General features: G+C 55.7%; 13 protein-coding genes. 5 read left to right on the top strand and 8 right to left on the bottom strand.

Annotation, left to right across the window (positions count from 1 at the left end; all coding sequences use genetic code 11):
• The first annotated feature begins 3 nt into the window (after window positions 1-3).
• Window positions 4-888, top strand: coding sequence for a hypothetical protein (locus SIB88_RS17340; RefSeq protein WP_412558667.1), 885 nt, complete (start codon window positions 4-6; stop codon window positions 886-888).
• 222 nt (window positions 889-1,110) lie between these two features.
• On the opposite strand, the gene SIB88_RS17335 is transcribed toward SIB88_RS17340, so the two are convergent.
• Window positions 1,111-2,325 carry an NADP-dependent isocitrate dehydrogenase gene (locus SIB88_RS17335; RefSeq protein ID WP_114113399.1) on the bottom strand — a complete coding sequence of 405 codons (1,215 nt, stop codon included), beginning with the start codon at window positions 2,323-2,325 and terminating at the stop codon, window positions 1,111-1,113.
• 11 nt (window positions 2,326-2,336) lie between these two features.
• Here SIB88_RS17335 and SIB88_RS17330 point away from each other — a divergent pair, with 11 nt between their 5' ends.
• Both SIB88_RS17330 and SIB88_RS17325 read left to right on the top strand, forming a co-directional pair.
• Complete coding sequence (locus SIB88_RS17330; protein WP_412558666.1) at window positions 2,337-2,678, top strand: hypothetical protein; 342 nt, start codon at window positions 2,337-2,339, stop codon at window positions 2,676-2,678.
• A 76-nt stretch (window positions 2,679-2,754) separates the two neighbouring features.
• The gene (locus SIB88_RS17325; protein WP_170310255.1) at window positions 2,755-2,925 is read left to right on the top strand and encodes a hypothetical protein; all 171 of its coding nucleotides are present in this window, start codon (window positions 2,755-2,757) and stop codon (window positions 2,923-2,925) included.
• A 128-nt stretch (window positions 2,926-3,053) separates the two neighbouring features.
• Here the strand turns inward: SIB88_RS17325 and SIB88_RS17320 are convergent, their stop codons facing one another.
• On the bottom strand, window positions 3,054-3,692 hold the full coding sequence (locus SIB88_RS17320; RefSeq protein WP_068517641.1) for a TetR/AcrR family transcriptional regulator: 639 nt from the start codon (window positions 3,690-3,692) through the stop codon (window positions 3,054-3,056).
• 95 nt (window positions 3,693-3,787) lie between these two features.
• Between SIB88_RS17320 and SIB88_RS17315 the strand changes: the two genes are divergently transcribed.
• Both SIB88_RS17315 and SIB88_RS17310 read left to right on the top strand, forming a co-directional pair.
• The gene (locus SIB88_RS17315) at window positions 3,788-4,891 is read left to right on the top strand and encodes an HlyD family secretion protein (protein ID WP_289078089.1); all 1,104 of its coding nucleotides are present in this window, start codon (window positions 3,788-3,790) and stop codon (window positions 4,889-4,891) included.
• Window positions 4,891-6,492 carry a DHA2 family efflux MFS transporter permease subunit gene (locus tag SIB88_RS17310; protein ID WP_412558665.1) on the top strand — a complete coding sequence of 534 codons (1,602 nt, stop codon included), beginning with the start codon at window positions 4,891-4,893 and terminating at the stop codon, window positions 6,490-6,492. Before SIB88_RS17315 ends, SIB88_RS17310 begins: the two co-directional genes overlap by 1 nt.
• 360 nt (window positions 6,493-6,852) lie before the next feature.
• Here SIB88_RS17310 and SIB88_RS17305 read toward each other — a convergent pair whose 3' ends face one another.
• The 6 genes from SIB88_RS17305 to SIB88_RS17280 all read right to left on the bottom strand — a co-directional run bounded on the left by SIB88_RS17305 (window position 6,853) and on the right by SIB88_RS17280 (window position 13,067).
• On the bottom strand, window positions 6,853-7,833 hold the full coding sequence (locus SIB88_RS17305; RefSeq protein ID WP_412558664.1) for an EamA family transporter: 981 nt from the start codon (window positions 7,831-7,833) through the stop codon (window positions 6,853-6,855).
• A gap of 217 nt (window positions 7,834-8,050) precedes the next feature.
• Window positions 8,051-8,899, bottom strand: coding sequence for a carbohydrate ABC transporter permease (locus SIB88_RS17300; protein ID WP_412558663.1), 849 nt, complete (start codon window positions 8,897-8,899; stop codon window positions 8,051-8,053).
• On the bottom strand, window positions 8,896-9,780 hold the full coding sequence (locus SIB88_RS17295) for a carbohydrate ABC transporter permease (protein ID WP_412558662.1): 885 nt from the start codon (window positions 9,778-9,780) through the stop codon (window positions 8,896-8,898). Before SIB88_RS17295 ends, SIB88_RS17300 begins: the two co-directional genes overlap by 4 nt.
• A 101-nt stretch (window positions 9,781-9,881) precedes the next feature.
• Window positions 9,882-11,147, bottom strand: a complete 1,266-nt coding sequence (locus SIB88_RS17290; protein ID WP_068517521.1) for an ABC transporter substrate-binding protein — start codon at window positions 11,145-11,147, stop codon at window positions 9,882-9,884.
• A gap of 16 nt (window positions 11,148-11,163) precedes the next feature.
• A complete protein-coding gene (locus SIB88_RS17285) occupies window positions 11,164-12,285 on the bottom strand; it encodes an ABC transporter ATP-binding protein (RefSeq protein WP_412558661.1) in 1,122 nt (373 codons plus the stop codon).
• On the bottom strand, window positions 12,282-13,067 hold the full coding sequence (locus tag SIB88_RS17280; protein ID WP_068517523.1) for a DeoR/GlpR family DNA-binding transcription regulator: 786 nt from the start codon (window positions 13,065-13,067) through the stop codon (window positions 12,282-12,284). Before SIB88_RS17280 ends, SIB88_RS17285 begins: the two co-directional genes overlap by 4 nt.
• Window positions 13,068-13,158 lie beyond the last annotated feature (91 nt).

Below are 13,158 nucleotides of genomic sequence, written 5' to 3'. Positions count from 1 at the left end.
AAGATGACGACCGAAATGAAAAAATCACTTCGCACCAAGATTGTGACGGCCGGAATCCTTGGTTTTGGCGCTTTTGCGTTGATTGCCGCGCCGGTCTCTTTTGATATCTCGAAAATGGATCTGACCGATAACGCAGCCTTTGCGCAAGGTAATGGCAATGGCGGCGGTAACGGTAATGGCGGTGGAAACGGAAACGGAAACGGTGGCGGCAATGGCAACGGTAATTCCGGTGGCAATGGCGGCGGCAACGGAAATGGTAATGGTGGCGGCAACGGCGGTGGCGCGAATGGCGACAGCGGTTCTGGCGGCCTCGATGGTCCGGGTAACAGCGGCAATGCTGGTGGCAATGGTAATGGCGGTGGTAACGGAAATGGCAATAGCGCGGATGGTCCGGGCAACAGTGCCGCTGCACGGTCCAATGCAAAGAGCCTGGGTCTTCAGTCCAATGGTTTAGGTCGTAGTGCTGCGACAACAGACGAAGGTGAAGAAGGCGAGGAAGCCGAGCTTAATGGAAAATCGATGCCACGTGGCATTACCAACGCACCGGGTCTTGCGGGTGCGCTTCCTCCCGGTATCCAGCGTGTCTTTGGCGCACCGGCTGGTCCTGACGTTGATCCTGATGTCGAACAGGAAATCATTAACCATGGCTGGAAAGAACTGACCCGTCCCGACGCTGGTGATGATGGTGATACGCCAGACGATGGCGAACCGGACACTGGTGATACGGGTGACACCGGCGATACGGGGGATACTGGGGATACCGGCGATACCGGTGACACGGGCGATACAGGTGACACGGGCGATACAGGTGACACGGGCGATACAGGTGACACTGGCGAAACCGGTGATACAGGTGACACCGGAGATACTGGCGAAACTGCCGCATAACAATCCCACTCAAGGCAGCTGATCCTGCTTTGACCGCCGCGGCCTGTATCCGGGTCGCAAAACTGGAAACCCCGTCAGGTCCCCCCGGCCGACGGGGTCCTTTTTTGTTCGGACCAAACAGACATCATTGCCAATCAGGAAAACCGTCGAAAAAAGAAGCCCCTGCCGGTTTCCCGGCAGGGGCTTCTTTATTTTGGCAAACTGCCAGTCTGATCAGATAGATCAGGCCATTGCAGCTTTCAGACCTTCGTCCAGTTTGTCGAGGAACTGGGTGGTGGTCAGCCATTTCTGGTTCGGGCCGATCAGCAGGGCCAGATCCTTGGTCATGAAGCCGGCTTCGACGGTGTCGACGCAAACTTTTTCAAGGGTTTCGGCAAACTTGACGACTTCCGGGGTACCATCGAACTCGCCACGGTACTTAAGACCCTGGGTCCAGGCAAAGATCGACGCAATCGGGTTGGTCGAGGTTTCTTTGCCCTGCTGGTGCTGACGGTAGTGGCGGGTCACGGTGCCGTGTGCAGCTTCTGCTTCGACGGTCTGCCCATCCGGGGTCATCAGAACAGAGGTCATCAGACCGAGCGAGCCGAAGCCCTGTGCAACGGTGTCGGACTGAACGTCGCCGTCATAGTTCTTACAAGCCCAGACGAAGCCACCGTTCCATTTCATCGCACATGCAACCATGTCGTCGATCAGGCGGTGTTCGTAGGTGATGCCTGCTGCTTCGAACTTGTCTTTGAATTCGGTCTGGAAGACTTCTTCGAACAGGTCCTTGAAGCGGCCGTCATAGGCTTTCATGATGGTGTTCTTGGTCGACAGGTAAACCGGCCAACCGAGCGACAGACCATAGTTCATGCAAGCACGTGCAAAGCCCTTGATGGAATCGTCAAGGTTATACATCGACATCGCAACGCCCGAAGACGGGAAGTCGAAGACTTCGTGTTCGATGGCTTCGCCGCCGTCTGCCGGCTGGAACTTGATGGTCAGTTTACCTGCGCCCGGAACTTTGAAGTCGGTCGCACGGTACTGGTCACCGAATGCGTGACGGCCAATAACGATCGGCTGGGTCCAACCCGGAACCAGACGCGGAACGTTCGAGCAAATGATCGGCTGACGGAAAACGGTACCGCCGATGATGTTACGGATGGTGCCGTTCGGCGACTTCCACATCTTTTTCAGGCCGAATTCTTCGACGCGCTGCTCATCGGGGGTGATGGTTGCGCATTTGACGCCAACGCGGTGTTCCTTGATGGCATTTGCCGCATCAATGGTGATCTGGTCGTCGGTCTCGTCACGTTTCTGAACCGAAAGATCGTAGTATTTCAGGTCAACGTCGAGATACGGCAGAATCAGTTTGTTTTTAATGAAGTCCCAGATGATCCGGGTCATTTCATCGCCGTCAAGTTCGACGATCGGATTCTTAACTTGAATCTTGCTCATAGAATACTCCCTTGCTGGCCGCTGCCGACTTGCAGCGCGGCTGCCATTCAAGATGGTTAATCTTTGTCTTCCGGCGCGCGAGGGAGCGCCCTGGCCGCGTCGGGAGCCCGCAACATACAGGAAGCCACCAGAAAATCAAAGAGGGCGACGCAACATCATTACTTTCTTTGATGAAATCGCCGCTTTCTGCGTGCGGAAGCGCCGGTTTTGCGCGCTTTGAGCGTGTGAAAAAGGGTAAGTTTGTCCGTGATTTACGCGGTTCTTTTTCAAAAACCGGTTCGGGGAATTTGAAAATGTGTCGTGCAATCATTTTCACGCCCCCTGTGATCAGGATCAAGGAAGCCGTCCTTTAAACAGGTCTAAAGTGATGGCGTGACGGGAAACAGATCAAGACTCCGATATCGTCACATCAGAAAAAAGGGGATAGACATGATCATGACGACCGAAAACATCATCATTCTTGTCGTATGTGTGATCGGCTTTTGTCTGTTGGGGTTCGGCTTTAACAACCGCAATCAGAATTGGGGCGTTGCCCTGATGTGGGTTGGGGTTGTCACCATGCTGGGTCCGATTGCCTATCGCTTGCTGACCTTGTTCTGAGCCGGACATCCAGCAAAGAACAATCAGGCAAGCGCAATCATAAAAAGGGCACACAACAGATGGCAAAACAGGGTCGGGGGGCCATGTTGCCGGATGTCTTGGCCCGAATATCAAACCCGCAACTGGGGTTATTCCATTTTTTGGGGATCAAGCCCGTAACCGCGCAGGAACATGTCAACTGCGGCAATCACATGGGCATGCAAATCCTTGGCCTGCGGTTCCCAGCCGACATAGGTCATCTGCCGGAAATCGTAATCTGCCTTGAGCAGACTGGTAAAGAACACAGCCGCCTGTTTCGGATCGTTTTTCGGAAAATTGCCTTCTGCCATCTGGCGTTCGAAAAAGGATGTGATGATCCGCCGACCGGTCATCAGGCCGCTTTCATAAAACACCTTGCCCAGATGCGGGAAACGCGGAACTTCCGATAAAAACAGCCGCATATACCGGATGGTGTCGGGCGTGGTCAGAAGCGTCATCAATGTTTCGCCAAAATGGATCAATGCCTGGCGAAGCGGCAATTGCGACAGTTCCAGATCCGCCATGATCGATGTGACTCGTCCCGTGCAATCGCGAATGACCGCTTCGAACACACCGTCCTTGTTGCCAAACAGCTCATAGATCGTGCGACGTGACCCGCCGGCCTCGGCCGTGATCATTTCCAGTGTCGTTCCCGCAAGCCCATGTTCGCAAAACAATTCCCGCGCGGCCTCGATCATGGCTTCGCGGCGTTTGAGCGTTCTGGGATCGATCTTTTTGGCTTCAGACAAACGTTTGTTCCAATTCGGCACTTGACGGTTGGTACTGATTGGTACCATAAAGACACAAATGGTACTGATCAATACCAAAAGGATTTACCAAGACGATGAGTGTGAAGAAAATCATTCTGCCCCTGATCGCAGCGGCGATTATCGGTGGCGGTGGATATTACGGGTTCTATTGGGTGACCGAGGGTCAGTACTTCGAAGGTACCGACAATGCCTATTTGCAGGCCGATGAAGTCGCCATTTCCCCCAAGGTATCGGGCTATGTCGGTGAGCTGGCTGTTGCCGAAAACCAGCCGGTGCGCAAGGGCGACCTGTTGCTGACCATCAAGGACGAAGATTACCGGCTTGAAGTCGCACAGGCGACCGCAACGCTTGAAGCCCGCCAGTCCGCGGTCACGACCATGGATGAACAGATCGCCTTGCAGGAAGCCGCGATCTCGCAGGCCGAGGCCAATCTGCGCATTGCCCAGGTCGAACTCGACCGCACGACAGAAGATTACGAACGCTACAAGGATCTTGTGCAAAAGGGTGCGGCCAGCCGTCAGAAATTCGACTATGCCAAGGCCGACCGTCAAAAGGCACAGGCACAGGTTGCTGCTGCCAATGCGACCCTGTCGGTCGAAAAAGGCCGGCTTGGTGTGCTGCGCGCACAAAAGATCGAGGCCGAACGCGCGGTAACCCAGGCCCGGGCTGCCCGCGATGTCGCGATGCAGGCCCTTGAAGATACCAAAATCTATGCGCCGTTTAACGGGGTTGTCGGCAACCGGTCGGTTCAGACCGGCGCGCTGGTGCAGCCCGGTGAACAGCTTCTGGTTCTGGTGCCGCTGCCCGGTGTCTATGTGGTCGCCAATTTCAAGGAAACCCAGATCGAACACATGGCCCATGGCCAGAAGGTAAAGGTATCGGTTGATGCCTTCCCCAATGCCGATATCACCGGCACGGTCGAAAGCTTTGCCCCGGCAACCGGCGCACAATTCAGCCTGCTGCCCCCGGAAAATGCCACGGGCAACTTCACCAAGATCACCCAGCGTGTGCCGATCCGTATTTCGCTTGATGACAGCAAATGGGCGGCTGCCCTGCGCCCCGGTCTTTCGGTGGTGGTCGATGTCGATACCCGCGATCCTGACGGGTCGCAGCATGTGGCGGGCAGCGGCCTTGCGCAGAATGTGCTTCCGGCAACGGAAGTATCGGAGCTTAACTGATGAGCAGCGCCACCAATACCGGTAACCCGTCGGCCATGCCCCAGGCGGGCGATCATGCCGGTCATGTCGACCGGGCCAAGCTGATTGGCTGGGTGGCTATGGTTGTCGGTATGTTTCTGGCGATCCTTGATATCCAGATCGTGGCAAGTTCGCTTGAAAACATTCAGGCAGGCCTGTCGGCAAGCCCCGATGAAATCGGCTGGGTTCAGACAAGCTATCTGATTGCCGAAGTCGTGATGATCCCGCTTTCGGGGTTCTTGTCGCGGCTGATGTCGACGCGCTGGCTGTTTGTGATTTCGGCCATCGGGTTCACGGTGATGTCGGTGGCCTCGGCCTTTGCCTGGTCGATTGAAAGCATGATCTGGTTTCGCGCCGCCCAGGGGTTCCTTGGCGGGGCGATGATCCCGACCGTGTTTGCCACGACCTATATCATTTTCCCGCCTGAAAAGCGGAACACTGCATCGGTGATGATCGGGCTGATTGCCACCATGGCGCCGACCATCGGTCCGACACTTGGCGGGTTTTTGACCCAGTCGCTTTCATGGCACTGGCTGTTTCTGATCAATGTGTTGCCCGGCCTTGCGATTGCCGCTGTGGTGGCGATGACGTTGCGCGTTGACCGCGGGGACCCATCGCTTCTCAAAGGGTTTGATCTTTGGGGGCTTCTGGCGATGGCGGTGTTTCTGGGCAGTCTGGAATATGTTCTGGATGAAGGCCCGAAAGATGACTGGTTTGATGAACCCGCGATCATCTATGGCACTATCGTATGCGTGATTGCCGGCATCTATTTCTTCTGGCGGATGTTTACCTATGACAAGCCGATTGTTGATCTGAAATCCTTTGCCGATCGCAATTTTACCATGGGCTGCGTGTTCAGCTTTACACTCGGCGTCGGGCTTTATGGCAGTGTCTATATCATGCCGCTGATGTTAAGCCGGGTGCGCGGTTATGACAGTCTTGAAATCGGCATGATCATGGCGGTGACCGGGATTGCGCAGTTCCTGTCGGCACCGATCGCCGGGAAAATGACAGCCAAATATCCGCCACGGGTGGTTCTTGGCATCGGGCTTGGTCTGTTTGCCACCGGTCTTGCCATGCATGGTTTCAATAACAGCGAAGTGTCGTTCAACGAACTGATCCTGCCGCAGATCGTGCGTGGTGCTGCTTTGATGTTCTGCATGTTGCCGGTGACCAATCTGGCCCTTGGGACCTTGCCGCCCGAAAAGATCAAAAATGCCAGCGGGCTTTATAACCTGATGCGCAATCTTGGCGGGGCAATCGGGATGGCGGCGATCAATACGCTGCTTGATAAGCGCATTGATTATCATTTCTCGTTACTGTCCGAACATATCAATCCGGCCAGCACCGCCTTCAAGGAATATCTGGCCACCATGATGGCGCGTTATTCGGAAATGGGCATCGCCGATCCCAAGGCCGCTGCAATGAAATTCATCGTCAATCTGGTGACCCGCGAAGCATCGATCATTTCGTTTAACGATATCTATCTTGCGATGGCGGCTACCTTCTTTATTGCCTTCTTGCTGTTGCCTCTTGCCCGTCCGCCGCGGGCAACTGCGGGTGGCGGTGGTGGTGCACACTGATCACAAAGGATCCAAAAAGCCGAAATCAGGCCGCACAAGAATTCCCCCGACCCCGCGAGCTTTTCCCGCTCGAGTGCGGCCTGGCCGGTCCCCGTCCCCCGGGGACCGGCATTTTTGTCTTGGAAATGGAAACACCCGGGTGGGGACCCGGGCGTTTCGACCTTTCGGGGGAGACTCCGAAAGGGACAAGATGCGATTGGCACGTAACGACCGGGGAAGTCGTTTGGTGCCACCCTGGGACAAGGCGACACGCATCTTGCAGGGATCGACAACACAAAAAGCAACAGGTCAAAACCGCGCCAAAAGCCGTGCCAAAAAATGCGCCAAAATGCAATGGGATCGGGCCCCGGCATATTTGGGTTAGCCTGCATTTTCCGGTGTTGCGGCCGCCGCCGCGATCCGGTCCTGTGCCCTGCGTTTGGCCGCATGACGATGTTTTGATACTGTTATCTGAATAATCCCGATCATCACCAGAAGGGAAGAGATCCAGAACACACTGTCATGGGTCGGCATCGGGGTAAGCGCGAACTGGGCCGCGACCATTTCAAGGCCAAGCAGCACAAAGGGCAGAACGCTGGTCGACAGGATGTATTTTTCAATGCCGGCGGTTTTGATCGATCGCAGCGACAGCACCATCGCCGGTCCGCGAAACAGGATCCCGATCAGAAGTCCGGCAATCAGCGTTTCGGTGCCAAACAATCCCCTAGTCGAAATATAGGGGATCGGCACCGGACTGATCAGCGCGATCAGGGGCGGCACAATCAGAAAGATCGATGCGGTAATCAGCAACAGCACCCCGGTAAAGCGCAGATGCGCCCAGGTATCCTTGATCTGGTTGTCGGGATGAAGTTCGGCCAGAACCGATGATGAAATCGCCGTGACCTCGGATGCCAGCATCAGCAACACCGCAGGATTGCCAAACCCGCCCGGCAGATGCCAGGCCAGCCAAAGCGCCCCGCAAATCAGGGTCGCATGACCAAACCATTCATATCGCCCGGGCGCCCGGCCCAGAACAAAGGTCGCGGCAAGGGCGGCCAACGGCATGCCGGTCTGGGACAAAATGCCGCTTTCCGGTGCGCTGATATATAAAAGCGACGCCGTCCAGGTAACCCCGGTCATGACACGCAAAAATCCATATGCCCAATTGATCGGCAGGGTGAATTGCCGCCACGGGATGCTGCGCCCCGGTGCCAGAAGCACAAGCGCGATCCCGCCAAACACCAGCTGCCAGCAGGTCATGGCATAGGGATCAATATCAAAACTGGTAAGCGCAATACGGTTGCATACCAGAAGCATGGCCCAGATGAATGTGGTGCCAAACAGCAGGAACAGGACAGGCATATGAAGAATTCTTAAAAATTATGATGGCGAGGGTCATGATGCATGAATTGCACGTTTTTGACGACGGAAATTTAATCCGACCAGAAGCCTGAGCAGAAGTCCGGCCAGAATCCTGTGACGCAAAACGATGCCGCGATCAAAGCAAACCCCGCCGCGGCTTGGGGCGCGACGGGGTATTGTGTCCTGCTTGTTTGACGGGGTCGGGGGAACAGGCCCCTTATCGGATGCCCGCGCGCAGGAAGGCCTGGATAAACTGGCGCTGGAAAATCAAAAACGCGATCAGAAGCGGCGCGATGGTCATGATGGTCGCCGCACTGATCACTGAAATATCGACCCCGGTTTCCGGCGCGCCAAACAGCGACAGGCCGACGGTTAAGGGCCGGGTGTCGGGTGAATTGGTGACAATCAATGGCCACAGGAAATTGTTCCAGTGTGTGGCGATCGAGACCAGCGCATAGGCCAGATAGACCGGCTTGGCCGCCGGGACATAGACCTTCCACAAAACGCCCATCCAGCTGCATCCTTCGATCCGGGCGGCTTCTTCAAGTTCGATCGGGACTGATTTGAAGGCCTGTCGCAACAGGAAAATGCCAAAGGCACTGGCCATATAGGTCAACCCGATGCCAAGGGCGGTGTCAAACAGGCCAAGCTTGGAAACAATGGCATAGTTTTCGACAATCAGGACTTCGGGCAGGATGAAAAGTTGCAGTAATACGAGGATAAAGATCGTATCGCGGCCTTTGAATTCAAAGCGCGCAAAGGCAAATCCCGCCAGCGTGCAAAGAACCAGCTGCCCGGCAAGGATCAGGGTAACCAGAATGACCGTATTGGTGAAATAGCCAATCCACGGCACTGCATTCCAGACATAGGTGAAGTTCTCGAATGTCAGCGGATTGGAAAAATCCAGACCAAGTGCCGTGCCCGATGGCTGCAAGGCTGCCCATGTCGCAAACAGAAGCGGCGAAATCCAGACAATCGCCAGAACCCAGGCGCCAAGGGCATCAAGAACCTTGTCAAAATCGGGCAGGGCGCGTTTGGCAGGATGCGAAGCAAATGCAGTATTCATCGGTAATGGGTCCGTTTTTCAACCAGTCGGAACTGCGCAACGGCAACAAGGCCAAGTGCCAGAAGAACAAGGATGGTCATCGCAGCCGCATGCGGGCTGTCGAAATAGGCAAATGCCATTTCCCAGATCCAGTACAGGATCAGTTTGGATGCATTGTTCGGCCCGCCCTTGGTCAGGATGAACAGATGGTCGATCAGTTTGACCGAATTGATCATCGCATTGACGAACACAAAGATCGTGGTCGGCATCAAAAGCGGTAAAAGCACACGGCGTGTATAGGTCCAGCGACCAGCCCCTTCGATCCGGGCAGCTTCGCGCAAATCAGGCGGAATGGTCTGAAGGGCTGCCAGGTAAAAGATCATGAAAAACCCGGCCTCTTTCCAGATCGTCACCACAATCACCGCGGCAAGGGCGGTGTCGGGCTGCCCCAGCCAGTTGGTCGGCGACGCCCCGAAAAATCCGGTGATCTGATCAATAACCCCAAGATCGGGCGTATAGAAAAACAGCCACAAATTGGCCGCCGCAATCATCGGCAGGATGGTCGGGGTGAAATAGGCACTGCGCACGAATGATCGGGCGGGAATATGGGCATTGGCCCACAGCGCCATGATCAGCGCAAAAATGATCGAGACCGGAATGGTCACCCCGGCATAGATCAGATTGTTCCACACCACGGTCGCAAATGTCGGATCGGCAAACAGATCGGCATAGTTTTCAAACCCGGCAAAAACCGACGGGCGGCGCGTCGTGCCCCGGGTAAACAGGCTGTGCCAGAATGTTGCAATGGCCGGGTAAAAGGCAAACAGGCTCATCAATGCCAGGGCCGGTGCCGCAAGCATCCAGCCATAAAGCGCAAGCCTTTGTTTTTGAAGTCTTGCCATGTCATTCATGGTCGGCACGTCCGTCAAAATGGATTATGCAAAATCACAAAACAAAAGTGCCGAAGCAGGCATTGGGGGCCTGCTTCGGCGTGCAGATCGGGTTAGTGGAACGCCCGAAGAAGACGGTTTGCTTCGGCCTGTGCACCTTCAAGGGCTTCTTTCGGTGATTTTTCACCGGTCAAAGCCGCCTGAATGGCATTGTTCAGACCTTCGCGGACGCGTGCCGTGTCATAGGTCGAGAATTCCGGGATCGCGACTTCAAGCTGATCACGGGCAACAACGGCCTGCGGGAATTCGGCCGCATAGGATTTCAGGGCATCGGTTTCATAGGCGTCCGGCGTGACACCAACATAGCCCGTGGCAATCGACCATTCAGCGGCACGTTCCGGCGCGGTCATGTATTTGATCAGCGCAAGGGATGCTTCTTTCTGTGCATCGGTCGAGTTTTTGAACAGATAGAAGTTGCCGCCACCGGTCGGTGAACCGGGCTGTTTGTGTTTCGGAAGCATGGCAACGCCGAAATCAAATTTGGCTTCGCGTTTGACAGCCGACAGGTTGCCGGTCGAATGCCACATCATTGCGGTCTGGCCCTGAACAAAGGCCTGACGCAGCGTACCCCATTCAATCGTGCCTTCGGGCATGATCTTTTCTTTGGTGGCAAGACCGCGCCAGAATTCAAGCGCCTCGATCACGGCCGGATCATCGAAATAGGTTTCCGTGCCATCCTTGCTCATCAGTTCCTTGCCATTCTGGATGGCAAAGCACTGGAACATCCAGTACGGATAGCCGGTCGACGGCACCATAAGGCCCCATTTGCCGTCCTTTGAAAGGGCCTTGCCAGCCGAGACCAGTTCTTCCCAGGTTGCCGGTGCGTGTTCCGGATCAAGACCGGCTTCGCGGAACATGTCCTTGTTATAGTACATGACAATGGTTGAACGCTGGAACGGGATGCCCCAGGTTTTGCCATCGACTTCACCATTGGCCATCAGGGCCGGATAGAACGAGTTGAGCCATTCCTTGTCTTCGGCGGTTTTGACAACATCATCAAACGGTACAATCAGGTCCTGTTCGATCAGGTCATAGACATCGATCGAGAACATGACCGAAAGCTGTGCCGGATCGCCGCTTTTAAGGGCGGAAACCGCACGCAGACGGGTATCGTCATAGTTGCCGGCATAGATGGCATTGACTTTGACATCCGGGTTTTCGGATTCAAAACCTTCGATCATGCCGTCAATAACGTCGGTCAGCGGGCCGCCAACCGCGATCGGGTAATACATGGTCAGTTCGGTTGCGGCAAAGGCCGGTGATACCGCCGTTGCCATCAGTCCGGCCGCAAAGGCGGCACTGGTTACGATGTTCCGCATGGAATTGTTTTCCCTGTTACAAACTCGGAATTGCAGTGTCAGTGTCGAAGGAGGTATTTGGTTCGCGCGCTGCTTCTCGGGTCGCCGTCGGTGCAAGACGTTGACCGTCTTCGCCAAACCAGTGGGCCGCAGCGCCAGCCCAACTGAGCGAAACCTGTGTGCCCGGTGCGATATGGACCTGACCGGGCAGGCGGGCGGTGGCCCCGGATGTTCCGGGGATCGCGACATAGACAAATGTCTCTGCGCCCAGAAATTCACTGCCGGTCACCGTGGCGGAAATGCCCCACGCCTTCGTGCTGGTGTCTGTGCTCAGAACCAGGTCCTCGGGGCGGATGCCAAATGTCAGGCGTCCGGCATCGGTTTTTGGCGGGATGACCGCATCGGGAAGTGCAGAGGCCGGAAGCAGTGCCATGGGCGGGCTTCCGACAAAACCGGCGGCAAAGGCCGTGGCCGGTTGCAGATAAAGATCGGCCGGATTGCCCGCCTGTTCGATACGGCCATCCTTCATCAGGATGACGATATCGGCCATGCTCATGGCTTCGGTCTGGTCATGGGTGACATAGACAACCGTAATGCCAAGGCGCTGTTGCAGATCGCGGATATCCTTGCGCACCGAATGGCGCAATTTGGCATCAAGGTTTGATAACGGTTCATCCATCAGACACAGCGGATGCCCGGCAACAATGGCGCGTGCAAGGGCAACGCGCTGGCGCTGGCCACCGGAAAGTTCGGCCGGTTTGCGGTCTTCATATCCTTCAAGCCCGGTGACATTCAAAGCCTCGGTCAGGCGGGACTTGATTTCGTCCTTGCCGGTTTTGCGGACCTTGAGGCCAAAGATGATGTTTTCGGCAACGCTCAGATGCGGGAACAGCGCATAGGATTGAAACACCATCGACAGGCCGCGTTTTGACGGCGGAACATTTGTGACATCCCTGCCATCAATGGCGATTGTGCCATGATCGGCGGTTTCAAGACCGGCAATCAGACGAAGTGTGGTTGATTTGCCGCAGCCCGACGGCCCCAGCAACACAACAAAACTGCCGCGCGGAATGTCGACGGACAGATCATGGACCCCGTTGCCGCCGTTAAAAACGCGCGAGACGGACCTGATCTGGATGAAAGGCGTTTGGGCAGTCATTTTGAAGTTTCGCTTTTTGCAATTTGCAGACGGGCGCGGACGTCCTGACGGTTGAACAGCGGGTCGAACACTCCGCCGGGAATGCCATCGACAACAATCACGTCCGGGTCGGTGATATGTCCGCCCTTGGCCGGGGCCGGGCGGCCGAATTTCGATTGATCGGCAACAAGGATGGAATTGCGGCAATTGCCGGCAATGGCCTGACGCAACGACACTTCGCGATGGTCAAAGTCGGTCAGCGTGCCATCGGGTTCGATGCCGCCAACCCCGAACAGGCCGTAATCGACCTTGTAATTGTTGAACATCGTTTCGGCATCGGGGCTGATGACATCACGATCAGGCAGGCGCAGCGTCCCGCCGGGAATGACGATCCGGTTGCCGGTATTGTTGCCAAGGGCCATGGCCGCATTGAGATTGTTGGTAATCACCGTCAGATGACGATGTTCAACAAGGTTCAGTGCGACGAGTTCCAGCGTGCTGCCAATCCCGATCAGGATCGATGCCCCGTCTGGGATCATATTGGCGACATGAAGCGATATGGCGTGCTTGGCGGCGATATTGGTGACCTGGCGACTGTCATAGGACAGGTTCATGCCCGGTTCCCCGGCATATTCAACACCGCCATGGCGGCGGCGCACCAGATTGGCATCGCTCAGCATATTGACGTCGCGGCGGACCGTTTGCGGCGTGACGTCAAAATGGGCCGCCAGCTTGTCGATCGAGGCAAAGCTGTCACGGCGCAGAATGTCGATGATGTCGCGTTGTCTTGCAGAAATATTCATTTGATCGTTCAATTTGTTGCTTTGAACATGAAAACGATCATACGCGGCTTCGTTGTCACTAAGATTTCAGAAGCATGACATTCATATGAAT

The organism is Thalassospira sp. MIT121401 (assembly GCF_047125595.1).
Taxonomy (GTDB): Bacteria; Pseudomonadota; Alphaproteobacteria; order Rhodospirillales; family Thalassospiraceae; genus Thalassospira; species Thalassospira povalilytica.
This window is presented reverse-complemented; position numbering and strand designations above follow the sequence as displayed.

What these genes read in the sequence shown, in the direction of transcription:
- SIB88_RS17335 (WP_114113399.1), bottom strand. Translation starts at nt 2,325, where the DNA reads ATGAGCAAGATTCAAGTTAAGAATCCGATCGTCGAACTTGACGGCGAT.
- SIB88_RS17340 (WP_412558667.1), top strand. Translation starts at nt 4, where the DNA reads ATGACGACCGAAATGAAAAAATCACTTCGCACCAAGATTGTGACGGCC.
- SIB88_RS17300 (WP_412558663.1), bottom strand. Translation starts at nt 8,899, where the DNA reads ATGAATACTGCATTTGCTTCGCATCCTGCCAAACGCGCCCTGCCCGAT.
- SIB88_RS17285 (WP_412558661.1), bottom strand. Translation starts at nt 12,285, where the DNA reads ATGACTGCCCAAACGCCTTTCATCCAGATCAGGTCCGTCTCGCGCGTT.
- SIB88_RS17280 (WP_068517523.1), bottom strand. Translation starts at nt 13,067, where the DNA reads ATGAATATTTCTGCAAGACAACGCGACATCATCGACATTCTGCGCCGT.
- SIB88_RS17315 (WP_289078089.1), top strand. Translation starts at nt 3,788, where the DNA reads ATGAGTGTGAAGAAAATCATTCTGCCCCTGATCGCAGCGGCGATTATC.
- SIB88_RS17325 (WP_170310255.1), top strand. Translation starts at nt 2,755, where the DNA reads ATGATCATGACGACCGAAAACATCATCATTCTTGTCGTATGTGTGATC.
- SIB88_RS17310 (WP_412558665.1), top strand. Translation starts at nt 4,891, where the DNA reads ATGAGCAGCGCCACCAATACCGGTAACCCGTCGGCCATGCCCCAGGCG.
- SIB88_RS17305 (WP_412558664.1), bottom strand. Translation starts at nt 7,833, where the DNA reads ATGCCTGTCCTGTTCCTGCTGTTTGGCACCACATTCATCTGGGCCATG.
- SIB88_RS17290 (WP_068517521.1), bottom strand. Translation starts at nt 11,147, where the DNA reads ATGCGGAACATCGTAACCAGTGCCGCCTTTGCGGCCGGACTGATGGCA.
- SIB88_RS17295 (WP_412558662.1), bottom strand. Translation starts at nt 9,780, where the DNA reads ATGGCAAGACTTCAAAAACAAAGGCTTGCGCTTTATGGCTGGATGCTT.